The sequence below is a fragment of the Alkalispirillum mobile genome, assembly GCF_003664325.1.
In the GTDB taxonomy this organism is placed as follows: domain Bacteria; phylum Pseudomonadota; class Gammaproteobacteria; order Nitrococcales; family Halorhodospiraceae; genus Alkalilimnicola; species Alkalilimnicola mobilis.
This window is the reverse complement of sequence record NZ_RCDA01000001.1, coordinates 445,600-463,329: the sequence shown is the minus strand read 5'-3', so window position 1 is coordinate 463,329 and position 17,730 is coordinate 445,600. Positions and strand designations below refer to the sequence as shown.

Sequence of the window (17,730 nt, the reverse complement as noted above, 5' to 3'; positions counted from 1 at the left end):
CATTGTTGTAGGCGTGCGGCTTGCGAATCCATCAGAGCCCCGATGCGCGGTCGCATGGCGCTTCCCCCGTGGACTCTGCCTCCAGGCTTGATATCAGCTCCTTGATACGCTCGACTTCGTCCCTGAGGGCGGACAACCCGCCCTGACCGGGGTGATCCTGCTCCAGTTGCTGCTGCAGCACCCCCAGGTAGTTCTGCATGACGGTGATCGGGTTGGCGGCCTCAGTGACCAAACGTAATTGGCGCTCTTGCTGTTCGGCGCGCGCGGACTCGCGGCTGGCGCGCAGGGCGCGCGCCTCCTGCTGCTGGCGCGCCAGCAGGGCACCGGCCTGGTCGGCAAAGGCGCGGAGCAGCCCGGTTTCCTGCTGCAGCGCCGCCGTTTGCTCCCGGCGCAGGCCCAGGACCAGCAAGCCCACCGGTCTTCCGCTACTGAAGAGCGGCAACGCCAGAGCGGTCTCGCCATCCAGCCGGTCCAGCACCTGGCAGTCGGCCACCGGCAGGGTGCCGCCTTGCCTGGTGGCTTCCAGCGTGTCTATCCGGTTGTGCAACAGACAGCTCGCTATCGGGCTGGCTTCAGCATCCAGTGGCAGACTGAGGTCGGCGATACCGGGGTGGGCGGTGGGGGTGGCCGTGCCCCGCAGTTGCTCTTGGTCGTCATCGACCTGCAGCACCAGCAGGTGCCGAACGCCGAACAATAGGGCGACACACATGATGATGTTGTCGATGGTTTCACCCTCGGCCAGGGTCGCGCCCAGCCCCCCGGCCAGGGCCGCGGTCCGTGCCTGCTTTCCCAGCGCCCGTAGGGTCTGCTCGTTGGCCTCAGCCGGGTCGGCGTCGGCATCTTCACCGAACGCGGCCCGGGTTTCCGCCAGTTCCCGGTATGCCACGTCCAGCAAGGCCTGTGCATCGGCGCGGCCGAGGTCTAGCAGGCGGGCGGCGGCCTGGCGGCCGGTTACGTCCACTTCCGGATAGCGGCTGAGGAGGTTGGCCAGGGCCACGCATCGGACCAGTGGGTGGGCGTGTGCCAGGTCGGCTACGGGCTGGTGGTGGTACCGCACCGCATCGGTGATCAGCGCCGGGAAGCCCCAGTAGGCCAGCAGCTCCGCACCCACGCCGCTGTGGTCCAGGCCCCACTGACGGTGTTCCAACCCGTGCAGGCTGACGTCCGAGCACTCCGCCTTTTGCAGAAGCCGGTCGTAGGCATCCGGATAGGCCAGGGCGAGTACCGGCTTGCCCAGGTCGTGCAGCAGACCGGCCAGATAAGCAGCCTCAGGACAGGCGCCGCGGACACGGGCCAGTTCCCGTGACAGCACTGCACAGAGCAGGCCATGGTTCCAGAGGTTCGTCTGCCACGTGGGTTGGCCCTGGTCCAGGGCGCGGAAGTAACCGCGCACGGCAGCCGTGACCGCCAGCGTGTGGACACGGGTTAACCCCAGGCGCGAGATGGCCTCGCGCAGGTTCCCGGCAGGCGTCCCGCGCGTCAAGGCAGCGGCATTGGCAGCCCCGAGCAGCCGCGTCGTCAATGTACTGTCCCGCCTGATAATGGCCTCGACGTCCCGGGGTCCGGCATCCCCCCCTGACATCACCTCCAGAAGCGAGAGCACCACGGCCGGAAAGGCCGGCAGTTCGGTGACGCTGTGCTGATGAACGAACTCATTCACAGAATCAGTCATGTTGGTCAGTTTAGTTGACCCAGTAAATAGTCAAGTTATGCGCGCGCAGGGGTCCGGGTAACCAGAGGGGGGACACCTTCATGATGTGCCACGATCCACCGGTTTGCCGGCAAGAGATGTGCAAATCCCCGATAGCTGGTATAGTCCGTCCCGTTGATGCGCACCGGTCGGCGTCACGCTTTCGCGGTACCCCCCTTCAGGGCCCCCCGAATTCACCTCTTTATTCTGCCTGGACCGGGCCCCGCTGCAGCGGCTGATGGCCGTGCGGGTAGGCACCCCAGGAGTATTCCTATACATGTCTTTTGATTCTCTCGGTCTCTCGGCCGTGCTGCTCCGTGCTGTTTCCGAACAGGGTTACAGCGATCCCACTCCGGTTCAGGCCCAGGCCATTCCTGCCATTTTGCAGGGTGATGACGTCATGGCAGCTGCGCAGACAGGGACCGGCAAGACGGCCGGTTTTACCCTGCCCATGCTGGAACGGCTGACCCAGAGCCAACGTGAGGGGGGGCGCCGCCGCGTGCGGGCACTGATCCTGACCCCGACCCGCGAACTGGCTGCCCAGGTGCGCGACAGCGTTCGGACTTACGGGTCCAAGCTGCCCCTCAAGACCGCCGTCATCTTTGGCGGGGTGGGGATGAACCCCCAGATCCAGACCTTGCGCCGTGGAGTGGACATCGTGGTGGCCACGCCAGGCCGGCTCCTGGACCACCTGCGCCAGGGCACCGTCGACCTCTCCGGTGTTGAGATGCTGGTGCTGGACGAAGCCGACCGCATGCTGGACATGGGCTTCATTCGGGATATCCGCAAGGTTATCGCCGAGGTGCCGAAGCAGCGCCAGACGCTGATGTTCTCGGCCACGTTCTCCAAGGAGATCCGGCAGCTGGCCCAGGGCATGCTGCAGAACCCGACCCAGGTGGAAGTGGCGGCCCGCAATACGGCGGCCAAAACCGTCCGCCAACGAGTGCACCCGGTAAGCCGGGGCGAGAAACGGGCGCTGCTGAGCAATCTGATCCAGGACGGGGATTGGCAGCAGGTGCTGGTCTTTACCCGCACCAAGCATGGTGCCGACCGCCTGGCCCGGCAACTCGACCAGGACGGTCTGGCATCCGCGGCCATCCATGGCAACAAGAGCCAGAACGCCCGTACCAAGGCCTTGTCCCAGTTCAAGCAGGGTCGGGTCCGAGTGCTGGTGGCAACGGACATCGCCGCCCGCGGGCTGGATATCGACCAACTGCCGCACGTGGTCAACTTCGAGCTGCCGAACGTGCCGGAAGACTACGTCCACCGTATCGGCCGCACCGGGCGGGCGGGGCGTGGTGGTGAGGCCGTGTCCCTGGTCTGCGTGGATGAGCACAAGCTGCTGGACGGCATCCAGAAGCTGCTCAAAAACCCCATCGACCAGCACATCGTCCCGGGGTTCGAGCCGGACCCGAGCGAGCGGCCTCAGCCCCTGTTCAAGAAACCGGCCGGTCGCAAGGGCGGGGGCAGGCGCCCCAACGGCGGACATACCGCCAACCGGCCGCCGCAGGGTGGTCGTCGTCGTAACGGTCGCCCGGGGCAGGGCGCCCGTCAGGGCTGAGGACCATCGCTCGTGCGGGCGTTTTCGGGGCCCGACCCCGGGCAGCATAAGGGAGCCTGCCCATGACCATCTGGGTGGATGCCGACGCCTGTCCTGGCGTCATCAAGGAGATCCTGTTCCGGGCCGCGGAACGCACCCGTACGGCGCTGGTCCTGGTGGCCAACCAACCCGTCCGGGTACCGCCTTCGCGGTACATCCGGCGGGTGCAGGTCGCCCCCGGTTTCGACGTGGCCGACAATGAAATCGTCCGCTGCGTCGAACCGGAGGACCTGGTCATCACCGGCGACATCCCGCTGGCCGCGGAGGTCATCGAGAAGGGGTCGCACGCCCTCAACCCCCGCGGCGAGCGCTATACCGCCAGCAATATCAAGTCGCGTCTCAACATGCGGGACTTCATGGATACCCTCCGTGCCAGCGGTGTGGATACCGGCGGAGCACCTGCCATGAGCCAGCGGGACCGACAGGCCTTCGCCAACGAGCTGGACCGGTATCTGACCGCCAACCGTTGAACGCAATGCCGGCTCACGCGTGTTGGTTTTTACGCGGTATCTGACCCAAAACCGCAGTGCCCCCACCGCAGATTCACCCAATCCCCCTACCTATACTTTGAGCGGGAAACTGCCGCGGCAGGCGTGCCGACGCTCACGCGGATCCGCTCCCGTGTCGCTGTGATCGTGGCAAGCGCATTGCCGCAGCCCCCCAGCGGCGACGGCCGTCGCCGCTGCCCCGCGCCTGTGTGCGCCATCATTGGGAGGGCACCTGCCATGAGTCAGATCAGCGAGGGGGTTGCGGCCCCCACCGAGTACGTGGAATTCTGGAATGACACGTTGGCAGCGAAGTTTAACCGCTTTCGCCATATCCTCATGGACGGGCTGAGTTATCACAGCCGGGTACCGCTGGATGCGCTGCGGTTGGAACCCGGGACACGGGTGGTCGATGTCGGCTGCGGCTGGGGGGATACGGCCATCGCCCTGGCCCACAAGACCGGCCCGACCGGCTACGTTCTGGGCGTGGACTGCGTGGATGCGTTTCTCGATCGCGCCCGCGAGGAGGCGCGGAACCAGGACCTGGAGAACGTGGAGTTCGTGGCCGGGGATGTGGAGCGCTACCCCTTCGACAACGCATTCCATATGGCCTTCTCCCGGTTCGGGATGATGTTCTTTGAAAACCCCGTTGCGGCCATGCGAAATGTCCGTACCGCCCTGCGACCGGGTGGCGAGCTCATGTTCATCGTATGGCGTGAGGCGAAAGACAATCCCTGGTTGGGTATGGCCAAGGAGGTGGTCCTCGACTTCCTGCCACCCCCCGGGGGAGGACGCCCGGACGTGCGGGCCCGGGCCCTTCTCCATGGCGAACCCGGACGTGGTCAGCCGACAGCTGGAGATTGCCGGGTTCCGGGAGATCCAGTTCGATCGCATCGACGGGCCGGTCACGGTGGGCGACTCGCTGGAGGACGCCGTCAACTTCCAATTGGCCATCGGACCGGCCGGCGAGGTCTTTCGCGAGGCGGGGAAGGAGGCAGAGCAGAAACGCACGCAGATCGAAGCTGCCTTGAAGGAGGCACTGCACCCCTACTTGGAGCAGGGCAGGGTGGTGATGCCCTCCAGCTCCTGGTGCGTTACCGCACGACGGGATTGACCGGCCAGTCAAGGCGGGCACGGTCCGGTCCAGGTAGCAGGAGGCGTGGCCGGACCCGCTGGCCGGGAGCGGGTTTGTGGTGCTGCGGTCAGATGACCGATGATAGCGGGATGCTGAAGATCTCCAACGCCGTCGTGCTGGCCGACTGGGAAATCCAGTTGAGCCAGGTCCGGGCCCAGGGCGCCGGTGGCCAGAACGTGAACAAGGTCGCCACAGCGGTGCACCTGCGGTTCGATATCAACCGCTCGACACTGCCGCCGTTCTACAAAGAACGGCTTTTGAGCCTCTCCGACCAGCGCATCAGCAAGGACGGGGTGGTCATCATCAAGGCGCAGCAGCACCGCACCCTCGAGCAGAACCGCCAGGACGCCCTGGAACGCCTGCGCGAGCTGATCCAGGAAGCGGCACGCCCGGTGAAAAAGCGCCGTGCCACCCGGCCCACGCGGGGCGCCCGGAAACGGCGCATGGACAGTAAGAAACAACGTGGACGCCTGAAGCAGCTGCGCGGCAAGCCGAGTAAGGACCAGTAACGGGGCGGCGGGCGGTTAATGGCGGAAATGCACGAATAACCGCCCGGGGTTTTTCGTGTCCTTCTCCACCCGGTGATAGCGGGCCTTGATTTCCGGTTGTTCCAGGAACTTGAGCACGCGTTTTTTTAATTGCCCGCTGCCCCGGCCGTGGATGATCTCTACCTGTTTCACCCCCTTGCGGCAGGCCTGTTCCACCGCGTCGTTCAGCGCGCGGTCGATTTTTCTGCCGTCATTGAAGCAATCGTGTAAGTCGATTTTGATCTTGGCCATAAGCTGCACACCACATCCGGTTTTCAGTTATCCTATTGTTGCTCAATAGGAACACACCCGTCGGCAATCCGGAACAGCCATGGCAGAAGATCCCACCCGAACGCTCGTCATCCTGAAGACCGGTTCCACCTTCCCCAAGCTTGCGGCCGATCAGGGTGATTTCGAGGACTGGATACGCCGCGGTCTCGGACCGGTGAGCCTGCCGGTTGAGGTGCTGGACCCGCGCGATCGCGGCCGGCTGCCTGTCCCGGAGTGTTTGGCTGGGGTGGTCATTACCGGTTCTCACGGGATGGTGACAGAAGGAGAGCCGTGGACGCCGGCTGCCGAGACCTGGCTTCAGGAGTTGGTGGAACGAGAGGTGCCGGTGTTAGGCATCTGCTACGGCCACCAGTTGTTAGCCCAGGCTCTGGGCGGCGCGGTGGATTACCGTGACCAGGGCGTGGAAATCGGTACCACCACGGTGCACCGCACCGAGGCCGCCACCGCCGATCGTTTGTTCAATCGCTTGCCGCCCGCTTTTCCCGCGCAAGTGGTGCACAGGCAGTTCGTCCGCCACCTACCGCGAGGCGCTGTCGTACTCAGCCGCAGCCCGTTTGAGCCGCACCACGCCTTCCGCGTGGGCCAACGGGCCTGGGGAGTGCAGTTCCATCCGGAGTTTTCCCCGGCCGTGATGCGGGCCTATATCGGCCACCTGGACCCCCAGCTGCGGATGGAGGGACAGGACCCGGAGAAGCTGCTCCACGCCGTGCGTGGCACGCCCGCAGCTGCCCGGCTGCTGCGCCGGTTCGGGGCCCTGGCACAGCGCTGGGTTCATAACGGTGGTGAGCGGCCAGTGAGTGCGGCGATCCCCGCGTGAGGGAAGGCGGTGGCGCGAACGTGTGGTTGCTGTCGGCCTACCGGGCGGACAGCCATGCCGCTTGGGCAGACTGGGTGGTGGAGAGCCGACCCGACCTGAAATGGACTCGGCGGGAACTGCCCGGCCGTCACTTCAGCTGGCGAATCCGCGGGAATCCGCTTTCCTGGCTGGATGCTCTGCCCGAGCACACCCCGGACCTGATACTCGCCACGTCCATGGTGGACCTGGCCACCCTGCGGGGCCTCCACCCCCGGCTGGCGCAGGTGCCGGCCTGGTACTATTTTCACGAGAACCAATTTGCCTACCCGGTCAGTCCCCGCCAAGTCCGCAGCGTCGAACCGCAGATGGTGCAGCTTTACGGCGCACTGGCCGCCCAACGGTTGTTGTTCAACTCCGCATGGAACCGGGACAGCTTCCTGCAGGGCGTGGCGGCGCTACTGCGCAAAATGCCCGATGCGGTGCCCGCCGGCGTGACGGAGCGCCTGTCCCATGCCTGTGAAATCCTGCCTGTGCCCGTGCCACCCCTGGCGCCGGAGGCGCGGGATCCGCGCCTGATCCTGTGGAACCACCGCTGGGAGTACGACAAACAGCCGGAGCTTTTCACCCGGGCAATGCTGGCACTGGCCCGGCGTGGCGTGGACTTCCGGCTGGCCCTGCTGGGGCCGCGCCCCGAGCCGGTGCCCCGGGCGCTGGCCACCCTGCGGGCGGCGCTGCCGGGGCGGATCGTGGCGGACGGGCGGGTGGATCGGGCAGAATACCGGCGGCTGCTGGCGCGGGCCGGTGTGGTGGTCAGTACCACCCGGCACGAATTCCAGGGGGTCTCAATGCTGGAGGCGGTGAGCGCGGGGGCCTGTCCGCTGGTGCCGGACGCGCTCTGTTATCCGGAGCAGTACCCGGCTGCCTTCCGCTACCCCGTCGGCGATGAGGACGCGCTGGTCGGGCGGCTGGCCCATTGGCTGACGAACGGGCTGCCCATGGCCCCCGATGTCAGCGACTGGCTGGCACCCGCGCTTACATCGCGCTGGCAGGCCCTGTTGACACCGCCATTTTGAGGGAACCATGAGCAAAACACTGCCCGCCGATCATCCCTGGCAGGCGCTGCTGCCGGCCTCGGCCCGGGTGCCCGTTGTCGGCTTCGCCGGCTGGAGCGGGTCGGGCAAGACCACATTGCTGGAGGGGGTGATTGCCCACCTGAGCGCCGCCGGTCTCCGCGTGGCCCTGGTCAAGCATGCCCATCACCGGTTCGACGTGGACAAGCCGGGCAAGGACAGCCACCGCTTGCGCGAGGCCGGCGCCGGGCAGGTGCTGCTCACCTCCGGGCGCCGGTTCGCGCTGATGGTGGAGCGGCCGGCCGAACAGCCCGACCCGGTATTGCTGGAGGAACTCGCACGTCTGGATCAGGACAGCATTGACCTGATTCTGGTGGAGGGCTTCCGACACGAGTGTTTCCCTAAGATCGAGGTCTACCGCCCGGCGTACAGCGAACGTGCGCTCTACCCCGAGGATCCCGCGATCGTGGCGGTGGCGACGGATGCGCTCGGCAGGGTGCGAACCGACCGGCCCGTCCTGCCATTGAATGACCCGGCGGCAGTGGCCCGCTTTCTAATTCAGCAACTGGATGGCGGGGGTGGCCGGATAGAGCCACAGTGACAGTCGGGCCAGTCCGTAGCCGATGAGGGCGCCCACCAGTACATCCGAGGGGTAATGCAGGCCGAGCACCACCCGCGACAGGGCGACGAGCATCACGAACCCGAGGAGCGGCACGGCCAGTGCCGGGAACCAGGCCATGGCCACGGTGCTGAATAACACTGCCTGCAAGGTATGCCCGGAGGGAAAGCTGTAGCGGTCGAGCGGGGCGGCCGCGCATCGGATGCCACCATGACTAATGAAGGGGCGTTCCCGGACCAGCGTCCCCTTCAGTACCTTGTAAACCACCACCCCGACCAGCGCGGTGGTACCCATCTGAAGGGCGACAACACTGCCCTGCAGCCCTTCGAACAGCATTAACGTCCCCATGAGCGCATACCAGAATAGGCCGTCACCCAGTCGGCTGACCAGGGCAAAGGAATGGCGTACGGGGCGCCGCTGCGCCTGCTGGTTAAAAAAGCGGCAAACGGCGACCTCCATTCGGTCGAACCGTGCGAGGGGGCGAATGATGCGCATGGACTGTCCTCGGTGCGTGGGCTTGACGGCGAGCGTAGGGGGCCGATGCGCCGATCGGGTTACCGTCGGGTTGCAACGCGATGACAATCCTCGTGCCTGTGAGCCGGCGCTTGACGCTGTCATACCGCTGTCACCGGCGGATCTCGGTCCTGTCATGACGGGCTTGCACCCTTGCCGCCATGAAAATTGCTATCTGCACTGACGCCTGGGTGCCCCAGGTCAACGGCGTGGTCACCACGCTGACGCATACCGCGGAACATCTCCGCCGCCAGGGGCATGAGGTGAGGGTGGTCGCGCCCGATCACGAGGGCATGCGCACCATCCCGCTGCCCGGCTACCCTGAGATCCGGCTTGCCTGGCGGCCCCGGTCCCGGGTTAATGAACTGTTGGACGGGTTTGGGCCCGACTGCATTCATATCGCTACCGAGGGGCCTATGGGGCAGGCGGGACGGGGTTGGTGCCTGGCACACAACCGGCCTTTTACCACCTCGTATCACACCCGTTTTCCGGAATACCTCCGGGCGCGCCTGCCGGTGCCAGAGGGGGTCAGCTACGCTTGGTTGCGCCGTTTTCACGCCCCGGCCGAAGCCGTCCTGGTGCCGACACCTAGCGTCTGTTCCGCACTGGCGGAGCGCGGTTTTGGACGCTTGCAGCTTTGGTCCCGCGGGGTAGATACCGAACGCTTCCACCCGGACCAGAGGATGGATCTCGGGTTGCCCGGTCCCGTCTGGGTGTATGCGGGGCGGTTGTCGGTGGAGAAGAATCTGCCGGCGTTTCTGCGGCTCAACCTGCCCGGGACGAAGCTGGTGATTGGTGACGGGCCAGCCAGGGCCGGGCTGGTGCGGCAGTTCCCCGATGTGGTTTTTGTTGGGTACCGGCGGGGCGATGAATTGGCCCGTTACCTGGCGTCAGGGGATGTCTTTGTCTTCCCCAGCCGGACGGATACTTTTGGCCTGGTGATGCTTGAGGCAATGGCCAGCGGCTTGCCGGTGGCCGCATTCCCGGTCACCGGCCCGCTGGACGTGGTCAGGCCCGGCTTAACCGGCGTCCTGGACCATGACCTGCGTTCGGCGGCGCTGTGTGCTTTGCGGCTCGACCGGTCGGCGGTGCGCCAGGCGGCGCTGGGGTTCGGCTGGGATGCCTGCACCCGCCAGTTCGAGGCTCTGTTGCAGCCGGCCTGAGCGCGTTCACTCTGGCTCCGGCGCATCCGGACGTGGGAGTTCATCCCGGAGGTCCCAGCGCTCTATGGCTCGCGGGTCCTGCACCTCGGCGCCGTCCAGCAGGTTGTAGTCCAGCATGTAGCCGGTCACCGCATCACTCACCCCATTGATCACGAACTGGATGGCGAGCACCGCCAGGATCAGGCCGAAGATCTTGGTGAGGATCTCCTTGCCCGTCTCGCCGAGGAATTTCACGATGTAACGCGAGTAGATCATCGCGAAATAGCAGGTGATGGTGCAGGTGAGCACCGCCAGGTAGACCAACGCGGTGTGGTAGATCGTAGGGGCTTCGCTGGTCAGGATCATCACCGTTGCAATGGAGCCGGGCCCACTGATGAAGGGGATGGCCAGCGGGATGACCGAGACGTCATCGGTGATCCGCCCCTCGTCGCTGCGTGCCTGCTCGGCCGCCTCCGCCTCCTTGGGCAGGGTCTGTCGGATCATCGCCATGGCCACCCCGAAAAGGATCAGCCCGCCGGCGATGCGGAAGGCGGCCAGGGTGATCCCGAAGATCTGGAAGATCAGCCCGCCCAGGGTGGCGAACAGGAAAAACAGCGCTGTGGCGATGATTGTCGCCCGTCGGGCAATAGCCCGGCGCCGTTTGACCGATGCGGTGGGCAGCAAGGCCATGAAAACGAACGACGTCGTCAGCGGGTTGACGATCACGAACACCGCGACGAAGGTAATAATCAAGTATTCGAGCAGTACCAGCATGTTGTTCCTCCCGGGTGTTATTATCGGCGCCAGTGACGAAATTTGGGAGGCCCCATGCCGCTATTTGAAGTATTAGGCGACGGTGTGATTTTTATCCTGGCGCCGTTGGTCATTCTCTTTCTGGTCATGCTCGGCTATGCCATCAAGACCCTGTTCTTCGGTTGGAAGGATGACGACGAGTAGCTGAGCAGGCCCCTGTTGCCCGTCCGGGGAGGTGCCGATGAGCGCATCCACAGTGCCTGAACTGCTGTCCTTGCACGCCGCCGACGGAGTGGCTGCGGTTGCCGTCACCCGCGACGGTGTCGAGGAGTGCGGCCGCTCCGAGTTGCTGACCCGCGCTGGCCGCTTCGCCAGTGGCCTGACCGAACAGGGCCTGGGGAAGGGCGACCGGGTGGCCCTGGTGGCCCATAACAGCATCGACTGGGTGGTCGCCGCGCTGGGGGTGATGCAGGCGGGCGGAGTGCTGGTGCCGCTGGACACCCAGATGCCGCTCAAGGAGTTCCACTACGTCCTGCACGACGCCCAGCCGCGCTGGGTGCTGACCACCGAGGCATTAGTCGAGCGGGTCAAAGGTGCCGAGGTGGAGCCGGCGCCGGCGATCTACCGCATGGATGCGCCAGCGGAGGCGGAGGACTGCTGGCACAGGCTCTGGGGCGATGAACCGTTGGCCCCGGACGTCCAGCCGGAGGACCTGGCCACCATGTTTTATACCTCCGGTACCACCGGGGCGCCCAAGGGCGTGCCTCTGACCCACTATAACCTGGCCAGCAACGTGGCCTCCCTGGTGCGCCAGGACGTTGCTGGTAGCGAGGACCGGGTGCTGGTGCCCCTGCCGTTCCACCACGTCTACCCCTTCACGGTCGGTATCCTGGTGCCGCTGCGGTTGGGGGCGCCGCTCGTCCTGCCCTTCTCGCTGGTTGGCCCGCAGATCGTGCGGGCCATGCAGCTGTGTGCCCCCACTATCATGCTCGGCGTCCCCCGCCTCTACGACGCCGTCTGGGCGGCGCTGGAGGACCGGGTGGCGGGGCGCGGGGCGGTGGCTGCGCGCCTGTTCCACGGCATGCTGCGTCTCTCGATGTGGGCCCGGCAGAAGCTGGGCTGGCGGCTGGGCCGCAAGCTCTTCCGTAGCCTGCACCAACGCCTGGCGCCCTCCCTGCGGATGGTGGTCTCCGGTGGTGCCGCGCTCGATCCGGGGCTCGCCGAAAAGCTCCGTGCCCTGGGCTGGGAGGTGGCCACCGGCTACGGGCTTAGCGAGACCGCGCCGATTCTCACCTATAACCCGGCGGAGGCGCTTCGGGTAACCAGTGCCGGCAAAGCGCTGCCGGGTGTTTCCCTGCGCATCGATCCGCCGGGGGAGGTGGGCGAGGTACTGGCAAAGGGGGATAACGTCTTTCACGGCTATTGGAATCGTCCCGAGAAGAGTCGCGAGGTGCTGGAGGAGGACGGGTGGTTTCGTACCGGCGACCTGGGCGAGTTGGACGACGATGGGTTCCTCTACCTGCACGGTCGCCGCTCGGCGATGATCGTGCTGCCCGGGGGCGAGAACATCGACCCGGAGCGGGTAGAGGCGACTCTGGTGCAGGGTGAAGGCGTCCGCGAGGTGGGCGTGCTGGAGTATGGCGGGCGCCTGGTGGCGGTGGCCGTACCGGAGCCGTCATTGATGCGGGCCCACGAAGGGGAGGCGCTGCGCGAGCACCTGATCAGTGCGGTTCAGTCCGCCGGCCGGGGGCTGCCCAGCCACCATCGGCCCGGGAAGTTGCAAGTCTCCATGGACCCGCTGCCGCGCACCCGGCTGGGCAAGTTGCGGCGGCATGAACTGCAGGGCCTTTACGAGGCACTGGCCGAGCAGGGGGGGATGACGGCCGCCCGGGCCGAGCCCATGGCCCGCGAGGCGATGGCGCCGGAGGACCAGCAACTGCTCACCGACCCGTCCGCCGAGGCGACCTGGGAGTACCTGGTAAAGAAGTATCCCGATTTCCGCCTGACCCCGGATACCAGCCTGTCGCTGGACCTCGGGCTGGACTCCCTGGCCTGGGTCAACCTCAGCCTGACCCTCAGGGACCGGATCGGGATTGAACTGGATGACGAGGCCATCGGCCGCATCGAGACCGTCCGTGACTTGCTGCGCGAGGCGGCCGGGGTCGGCCAGCGGGACACCGCGGGCGAGGGCGCGGAGGATACCGCCTCCGCCAGCGATCTGGTCGGCGTGCTGAAGCGTCCGGATGAGCACCTGCCCGAGCACCTGCAGCAGTGGTTGCAACCGCGCAGTGCGGTCAGTAAGGGGTCGGCCCGTCTGCTCTGGTTGATCGCCCGGCTCTTCACCCGGTTGTGGGTGCGCGTGGAGGTGCGTGGTCGCTTTCCCACCGAGGGGCCGGTGCTGATTGCCCCGCGCCACCTCAGCGTCCTCGACCCCATCGTGCTGTCCCGTGGCATGGGCCTGCCCTTCATGCTGCGGCTGCGCTGGGCCGGTTGGACCGGGCTGCTGTTCCAGGGGCCGGTAAGCCGCTGGTTCAGCCGCGCCGCCGGGGTGCTGCCCGTGGATCCGGCGACCGCACCGCGCCGCAGTCTGGCCCTGGCGGCGGCCGCGCTCCAGCGACAGGACAGCCTGGTGTGGTTTCCGGAAGGTGCCCGATCGCCGGACGGCACCCTGCAGCCTTTTCAGCCCGGTGTGGGCTTGTTGCTTCGGGCCTGGCCGGTACCGGTAGTCCCGGTCTGGCTCGAAGGCACCCGCGAGCTGATGCCCCAGGGCCGGCGGTTTCCGCGGCCGGGCCGGGTGACACTGGTGGTGGGGGAGCCTATCAGTGTCGAGCGCCTGCAGTCGGCGGGTGACGACGAGCAGGCCATGGTGCGGCTGATCCAGGACGAGGTGGCCGCCCTGGCGCCACGACAGGACAAGCAGTGAACGGATCGCGCCTCTCCCGCGGCTGGCAACGGCTCATGGACGCGGTGATCAGACCGGAGCGTGCCGATTTGGATCAGGCGGAGATCGCGCGGCAGGCGCGGGAGCAGGCCCCGGTGCTCTGGCTGTTGGGCAAGGTCCAGTCCGGCAAGACGTCGATCGTGGGCGCCATCACCGGCGACAGTGCGGCGGCGATCGGCGAGGGGTTTCGCAGCTGCACCCGCAGCGCGCGGGTCTACGACTACCCGGCAGAGGCGCCGGTGCTGCGTTTTCTGGATACCCGCGGGTTGGGGGAGGTAGGCGGCGGTCCGGGTGACGACCTGGCCCGACTGACCGAACGCGCCCACATGGTCGTGGCCGTGGCCCGCGCCATGGACCTGCACCAGGACGAGGTCCTGGAAACCCTGCGCGCGGTCCGCCGCCGTCACCCCGACTGGCCCGTGCTGCTGGTGCAGACCTGCCTCCACGAGGGCTACCCGGACGACCGTGATCACCCGCCGTACCCGGCCCTGGACGCCGCCCCCGGCCTGGAGGACCTGGCCCGCTGCCGCCGGCAACAGGCCGATGCCTTTCGCGCCCTGCCGGGCAAGGGCCCGGTGGTTGTGGTGCCGGTGGACCTGACGCTGCCCGATGAGGACTATACGCCGGTGTTTTACGGCCTGCCCGCCCTGCTCGATGCGCTGGAGGCGCAGGCCCCGGGGCGGCTGGCCGCCATCCTGCAGGCATTGCGTCGCCCGGCGGACGACCCCCGGGCCCGGCGTGCCCGCCCACACATCCTCGGTTATGCCAGCGCGGCAGCGGCCAGCGATGTGGTGCCGGTGTTGGGCGTGGTCTCGGTGCCTGCGATGCAGGGCAAGTTGTTGCACAGCCTGGGTCGTATCTACGGGGTGCCCTGGGACGCCGGCAGCCTGAGGGCGTTCACTGCCGCCCTGGGCTCGGGCACGCTCGCCGGGCTGGGGTTAAGCCATGGCGCGCGGCAATTGGGGAAGCTCATCCCCGGTTACGGCCAGACCGCCGGAGCGGCAGCAGCAGCGGCCGCGACCTTCGCGGTCACCTACGCGCTGGGTATCGCGGCCTGCACCTATCTGTCGCGGACCCGCGACGGCCGTGATGCAACGGAGGGTGTGGAAGCGGCCTACCGGCAGGCCTTGCGGGAGGCGCTGGACCTCGCCCGGCGGCGGGCCGAAAGCCGGGGCGCAGCCGAATGAAGTCGGGGTTGCCCCGCCCGCAGGCACTGTTGCTGGTGCTGGCCGGTCTGTTGCTGGCAGCACCCTTCATCGCCGTCTTCTTGCTGGGCCTGCTCTGGCTCTACCAGCACGACCGGCTGTTACTCTGGATGGGGCTGACGGCGGGTGCCACCGGGTTGGTCTGGGTGGCGGCATGGTGGGTGCGGCGGGGGGTGACGGCGGAGTGGCGTGAGCAGGCCGAGCAGCCGGTCCGCCCGCCAGAGCCGGACTGGGCACCGCTGGAGCAGGCCGCTTGGACGGGGGTGGCGCGCCTGAGCGAGAATGTCACCGACGCATGCATCACCGACCGCGACCGCCTGCTGCAGGTGGCAGAGGAGACCCTGCGCCGGGTGGCTGCCCACTATCATCCCGCACAAGAGGACCCGCTCTGGGAGTTCACGCTGCCGGAGGCGCTCCTGCTCAGTGAGCGGATCAGCGCCCGCCTGCGTAAGCTGTTGCTGGAGGAGGTGCCACTCTCGCATCGCATCCGCGTCGGTCGGGTACTGCGGTTGTGGGGCTACAAGCCGGTGGTCAGCTCCGGACTGGCCTACGGGCGGCAGGCCTGGCGTGCCTATCGGCTGGCCCGTCTGGCCAACCCACTGCACGCTCTGGCGGCGGAGCTGCGGGAGCTGTTCATGCAGGAGTTGTCTTCCAGTGCCCGCGCCTACCTGCTGCGCCGGTTGGGGCGGATCTGGGTGGAGGAGGTGGGGCGGGCCGCCATCGAGCTCTACTCCGGGCGCCTGCAAAGGGATGCCGATGCCCTGGCCCGGCTTGCGGAGCAAGAGAGCGACGACGGCCATGCGGACAGGCCTTTGCCGGGCGTTCCCCGGGTGCTGGTGGTCGGACAGCCGCAGGTCGGGAAATCCAGCCTGGTAAACGCCCTGCTGGGGGAGCCCCTCGCCGGCGCGGACGCGCTGCCGCTCACCGCCGGGCAGACGGGCTATCGCCTGCAGCGCGAGGGCGTTGCCCCGGTGCTGCTGGTGGACACCCCCGGCCTGGGGACGGGCTGGGCACAGGAGGCACTGGTCGACGCGGCGGCCGGCGCCGACCTGGTGCTCTGGGTGTGCGCGGCGCACCGGGCCGACCGCGGCGTGGACCGGGCGGCGCTGGATGCGGTCCGCGGCTGGTTCGAGGCCCACCCGGAGCGTCGGCGCCCCCCTGTTCGGGTTGTGGCCAGCCACGTGGACCGGTTATCCCCCAAACGGGAGTGGCAGCCGCCGTATGATCTGGACCCTCTGGAAGAGCGGCCGAAGGCCAGGCGCATTGATGCCGCGGTCGGGGCCATTGCCGATGACCTGGCGGTGGAGCGGGGGCAGGTGATACCGCTCAGCCTGCGCGGCGATGCCCCCTGGAACCTGGAACGGCTGGTCTCGGAGGTGGCCGGCCTGCTGCCTGCCATGGAGCAGACCCGCAGGGTCCGGCTTGCGCGGCAGCCAATGGGGGGGTGGCGCCAGGTGGCAGGGCAGTTGGGCCGGGGCGGGCAGCGGCTCTGGCGAGGCCTGCGCCGGCGCTAGCACCCGCCGCCGCTGCCGGTGATCCGCCTCAGGAGCGCCGGGTCCGCTCCGCCACTTCGGCCCGCTCCTTGGCCTCGATGCTCAGCGTGGCGGTGGGCCGGGCCAGCAGCCTCGGAATGCCGATGGGTTCACCGGTCTCTTCGCAGTAGCCGTACTCGCCGGTATCAATGCGGTGCAGTGCCTCGTCGATCTTGCGCAACAGGCGGGTCTCCCGCTCTCGAATGCGCAGCTCCAGCTGGTACTCCTCCTCCAGCGAGGCGCGGTCGTGTTCGTCGGACTCCCGCGTGTTGTCGTTGCGCAGGTGGTTGGTGGTGCTCTCCAGACCCTCGAGGATCTCCTGGCGCTCCTGCTCCAGCAGGTTGCGGAAGTAGGCCAGCTGCGCCTCGTTCATGTAGTCTTCGGGCGGGCTGGCTAGCAATTGTTCCTTGGTCAGCATGGCCTGGGCCTCCTTTACGGCACAGTGCAAAGTTGTCGCGTTGAATCCAGCATACCGCACTTGGCGGGGGAGTACGCCAGCCCGGGCTGAGGGGCATTCCATCGTTGAATGGCGCGGACGATCGTATGGGTTATCTTCTTTTTGTCACCGCCCTGTGGGCGTTTTCCTTCAGCCTGATCGGTGAGTACCTGAGCGGCCAGGTCGACAGCGATTTCGCCGTGCTCACCCGGGTGCTGCTCGGTGGGTTGGTGTTCCTGCCTCTGCTCCGTCTCGCCGGGCTGCGGCGGAGCCTGATTGCCGGCATGCTCCTGGTGGGGGCGTTGCAGTTCGGCGTGACCTACCTCTGCCTGTACCGTTCCTTCGCCTACCTGACCGTGCCCGAGGTGCTGCTGTTCACGATCACCACGCCCCTGTACGTCACCCTGCTGGATGATGCGCTGCATCGGCGTTTCGCACCGGTCGCCCTGGTGGCGGCCGGCTTGGCGGTGGTGGGCGCGGGTATCATCCGGTACGAGGGGCTGAGCGAGGGGTACTGGCTGGGTTTCTTCCTGCTCCAGGTGGCCAACTGCGCGTTCGCGGCCGGGCAGGTGGGTTTCAAGCACCTGCTACAGCGTTATCCAACGGAGACGCCGGCTTACCGCTACTTCTTCCTGTTCTTTATCGGCGCCCTGGCCGTGACCCTGCCAGCGTGGCTGGTTTTCGGTGACCGGACCATGATGCCGGAGACCGCTGCGCAGTGGCTGGTCCTGCTGTGGCTGGGAGTGGCCGCCTCCGGACTCGGGCTCTACCTCTGGAACCGTGGGGGGTGTCTGGTGGATGCCGGAACGCTGGCGGTGATGAACAACGCCCTGGTGCCGGCCGGGCTGTTGGTGAATCTGCTGGTCTGGAACCGGGACGCCGACTTGTTGCGACTGGCCGCCGGGGGGCTGGTGATCGCCTTTTCACTCTGGGTGAATGCCCGCTTTTCCCGTTACGCGCGACTTGAGGTATTCGGGACAACGCGTTGAAATGAT

General features: G+C 67.1%; 17 protein-coding genes and 1 pseudogene. 13 read left to right on the top strand and 5 right to left on the bottom strand.

The annotated features are described in order from the left end of the window. Window positions 1–31 precede the first annotated feature (31 nt). Window positions 32–1,672 (bottom strand): HDOD domain-containing protein, encoded by a 1,641-nt coding sequence (locus DFR31_RS02255; protein ID WP_121441034.1) that lies wholly within the window; start codon window positions 1,670–1,672, stop codon window positions 32–34. Between the two features lie 295 nt (window positions 1,673–1,967). On the opposite strand from DFR31_RS02255, the gene DFR31_RS02250 reads away from it, so the two are divergent. The 5 genes and pseudogenes from DFR31_RS02250 (at window position 1,968) to arfB (ending at window position 5,419) form a co-directional block, all read left to right on the top strand. Continuing rightward, window positions 1,968–3,251: a DEAD/DEAH box helicase gene (locus DFR31_RS02250; RefSeq protein ID WP_121441033.1), complete on the top strand. Its 1,284-nt coding sequence runs from the start codon at window positions 1,968–1,970 to the stop codon at window positions 3,249–3,251. 62 nt (window positions 3,252–3,313) lie between these two features. Continuing rightward, window positions 3,314–3,760: a YaiI/YqxD family protein gene (locus tag DFR31_RS02245; protein WP_121441032.1), complete on the top strand. Its 447-nt coding sequence runs from the start codon at window positions 3,314–3,316 to the stop codon at window positions 3,758–3,760. Between the two features lie 255 nt (window positions 3,761–4,015). Then, window positions 4,016–4,438, top strand: a pseudogene (locus tag DFR31_RS14100) (class I SAM-dependent methyltransferase); the annotation flags it as partial. Between the two features lie 160 nt (window positions 4,439–4,598). Continuing rightward, the gene (locus tag DFR31_RS13940; RefSeq protein ID WP_245971060.1) at window positions 4,599–4,889 is read left to right on the top strand and encodes a hypothetical protein; all 291 of its coding nucleotides are present in this window, start codon (window positions 4,599–4,601) and stop codon (window positions 4,887–4,889) included. Between the two features lie 110 nt (window positions 4,890–4,999). Further along, on the top strand, window positions 5,000–5,419 hold the full coding sequence (gene arfB, locus DFR31_RS13935; protein WP_245971118.1) for an alternative ribosome rescue aminoacyl-tRNA hydrolase ArfB: 420 nt from the start codon (window positions 5,000–5,002) through the stop codon (window positions 5,417–5,419). Window positions 5,420–5,434: 15 nt separating this feature from the next. Here the strand turns inward: arfB and DFR31_RS02235 are convergent, their stop codons facing one another. After that, on the bottom strand, window positions 5,435–5,689 hold the full coding sequence (locus DFR31_RS02235; RefSeq protein WP_121441030.1) for a Smr/MutS family protein: 255 nt from the start codon (window positions 5,687–5,689) through the stop codon (window positions 5,435–5,437). A gap of 79 nt (window positions 5,690–5,768) precedes the next feature. Here DFR31_RS02235 and DFR31_RS02230 point away from each other — a divergent pair, with 79 nt between their 5' ends. The 3 genes from DFR31_RS02230 to mobB are packed head-to-tail and all read left to right on the top strand — an operon-like array spanning window position 5,769 to window position 8,195. Next, complete coding sequence (locus DFR31_RS02230; RefSeq protein WP_121441029.1) at window positions 5,769–6,545, top strand: glutamine amidotransferase; 777 nt, start codon at window positions 5,769–5,771, stop codon at window positions 6,543–6,545. Between the two features lie 20 nt (window positions 6,546–6,565). Further along, window positions 6,566–7,597: a tRNA-queuosine alpha-mannosyltransferase domain-containing protein gene (locus tag DFR31_RS02225; protein WP_121441028.1), complete on the top strand. Its 1,032-nt coding sequence runs from the start codon at window positions 6,566–6,568 to the stop codon at window positions 7,595–7,597. Window positions 7,598–7,604: 7 nt separating this feature from the next. Then, on the top strand, window positions 7,605–8,195 hold the full coding sequence (mobB, locus tag DFR31_RS02220; RefSeq protein WP_121441027.1) for a molybdopterin-guanine dinucleotide biosynthesis protein B: 591 nt from the start codon (window positions 7,605–7,607) through the stop codon (window positions 8,193–8,195). On the opposite strand, the gene DFR31_RS02215 is transcribed toward mobB, so the two are convergent. Beyond that, window positions 8,148–8,708, bottom strand: coding sequence for a phosphatase PAP2 family protein (locus tag DFR31_RS02215; protein ID WP_121441026.1), 561 nt, complete (start codon window positions 8,706–8,708; stop codon window positions 8,148–8,150). The two genes, mobB and DFR31_RS02215, sit on opposite strands and share 48 nt — an antisense overlap. A 179-nt stretch (window positions 8,709–8,887) precedes the next feature. On the opposite strand from DFR31_RS02215, the gene DFR31_RS02210 reads away from it, so the two are divergent. Then, a complete protein-coding gene (locus DFR31_RS02210; RefSeq protein WP_121441025.1) occupies window positions 8,888–9,889 on the top strand; it encodes a glycosyltransferase family 4 protein in 1,002 nt (333 codons plus the stop codon). Window positions 9,890–9,895: 6 nt separating this feature from the next. Here the strand turns inward: DFR31_RS02210 and DFR31_RS02205 are convergent, their stop codons facing one another. Next, complete coding sequence (locus DFR31_RS02205) at window positions 9,896–10,642, bottom strand: MarC family protein (protein ID WP_121441024.1); 747 nt, start codon at window positions 10,640–10,642, stop codon at window positions 9,896–9,898. Window positions 10,643–10,862: 220 nt separating this feature from the next. Between DFR31_RS02205 and DFR31_RS02200 the strand changes: the two genes are divergently transcribed. The 3 genes from DFR31_RS02200 to DFR31_RS02190 are packed head-to-tail and all read left to right on the top strand — an operon-like array spanning window position 10,863 to window position 16,281. Further along, window positions 10,863–13,544, top strand: coding sequence for an AMP-binding protein (locus DFR31_RS02200; protein ID WP_121441023.1), 2,682 nt, complete (start codon window positions 10,863–10,865; stop codon window positions 13,542–13,544). Window positions 13,545–13,579: 35 nt separating this feature from the next. Beyond that, window positions 13,580–14,749 (top strand): GTPase family protein, encoded by a 1,170-nt coding sequence (locus tag DFR31_RS02195; RefSeq protein WP_121442133.1) that lies wholly within the window; start codon window positions 13,580–13,582, stop codon window positions 14,747–14,749. Next, entirely contained in the window at window positions 14,746–16,281 is a 1,536-nt protein-coding gene (locus DFR31_RS02190; RefSeq protein ID WP_121441022.1) for a GTPase family protein, read from the top strand. Before DFR31_RS02195 ends, DFR31_RS02190 begins: the two co-directional genes overlap by 4 nt. Window positions 16,282–16,309: 28 nt before the next feature. On the opposite strand, the gene dksA is transcribed toward DFR31_RS02190, so the two are convergent. Next, entirely contained in the window at window positions 16,310–16,714 is a 405-nt protein-coding gene (dksA, locus tag DFR31_RS02185) for an RNA polymerase-binding protein DksA (RefSeq protein WP_121442132.1), read from the bottom strand. A 128-nt stretch (window positions 16,715–16,842) separates the two neighbouring features. Here dksA and DFR31_RS02180 point away from each other — a divergent pair, with 128 nt between their 5' ends. Further along, window positions 16,843–17,724, top strand: a complete 882-nt coding sequence (locus tag DFR31_RS02180; RefSeq protein ID WP_121441021.1) for an EamA family transporter — start codon at window positions 16,843–16,845, stop codon at window positions 17,722–17,724. The last annotated feature ends 6 nt before the right edge of the window (window positions 17,725–17,730 follow it).

Excerpts from the sequence above, each read along its gene's own strand:
- DFR31_RS02255 (WP_121441034.1), bottom strand. The coding sequence starts at position 1,672 with ATGACTGATTCTGTGAATGAGTTCGTTCATCAGCACAGCGTCACCGAA.
- DFR31_RS02250 (WP_121441033.1), top strand. The coding sequence starts at position 1,968 with ATGTCTTTTGATTCTCTCGGTCTCTCGGCCGTGCTGCTCCGTGCTGTT.
- DFR31_RS02245 (WP_121441032.1), top strand. The coding sequence starts at position 3,314 with ATGACCATCTGGGTGGATGCCGACGCCTGTCCTGGCGTCATCAAGGAG.
- DFR31_RS13940 (WP_245971060.1), top strand. The coding sequence starts at position 4,599 with ATGGCGAACCCGGACGTGGTCAGCCGACAGCTGGAGATTGCCGGGTTC.
- arfB (WP_245971118.1), top strand. The coding sequence starts at position 5,000 with ATGCTGAAGATCTCCAACGCCGTCGTGCTGGCCGACTGGGAAATCCAG.
- DFR31_RS02235 (WP_121441030.1), bottom strand. The coding sequence starts at position 5,689 with ATGGCCAAGATCAAAATCGACTTACACGATTGCTTCAATGACGGCAGA.
- DFR31_RS02230 (WP_121441029.1), top strand. The coding sequence starts at position 5,769 with ATGGCAGAAGATCCCACCCGAACGCTCGTCATCCTGAAGACCGGTTCC.
- mobB (WP_121441027.1), top strand. The coding sequence starts at position 7,605 with ATGAGCAAAACACTGCCCGCCGATCATCCCTGGCAGGCGCTGCTGCCG.
- DFR31_RS02215 (WP_121441026.1), bottom strand. The coding sequence starts at position 8,708 with ATGCGCATCATTCGCCCCCTCGCACGGTTCGACCGAATGGAGGTCGCC.
- DFR31_RS02210 (WP_121441025.1), top strand. The coding sequence starts at position 8,888 with ATGAAAATTGCTATCTGCACTGACGCCTGGGTGCCCCAGGTCAACGGC.
- DFR31_RS02205 (WP_121441024.1), bottom strand. The coding sequence starts at position 10,642 with ATGCTGGTACTGCTCGAATACTTGATTATTACCTTCGTCGCGGTGTTC.
- DFR31_RS02200 (WP_121441023.1), top strand. The coding sequence starts at position 10,863 with ATGAGCGCATCCACAGTGCCTGAACTGCTGTCCTTGCACGCCGCCGAC.
- DFR31_RS02195 (WP_121442133.1), top strand. The coding sequence starts at position 13,580 with ATGGACGCGGTGATCAGACCGGAGCGTGCCGATTTGGATCAGGCGGAG.
- DFR31_RS02190 (WP_121441022.1), top strand. The coding sequence starts at position 14,746 with ATGAAGTCGGGGTTGCCCCGCCCGCAGGCACTGTTGCTGGTGCTGGCC.
- DFR31_RS02180 (WP_121441021.1), top strand. The coding sequence starts at position 16,843 with ATGGGTTATCTTCTTTTTGTCACCGCCCTGTGGGCGTTTTCCTTCAGC.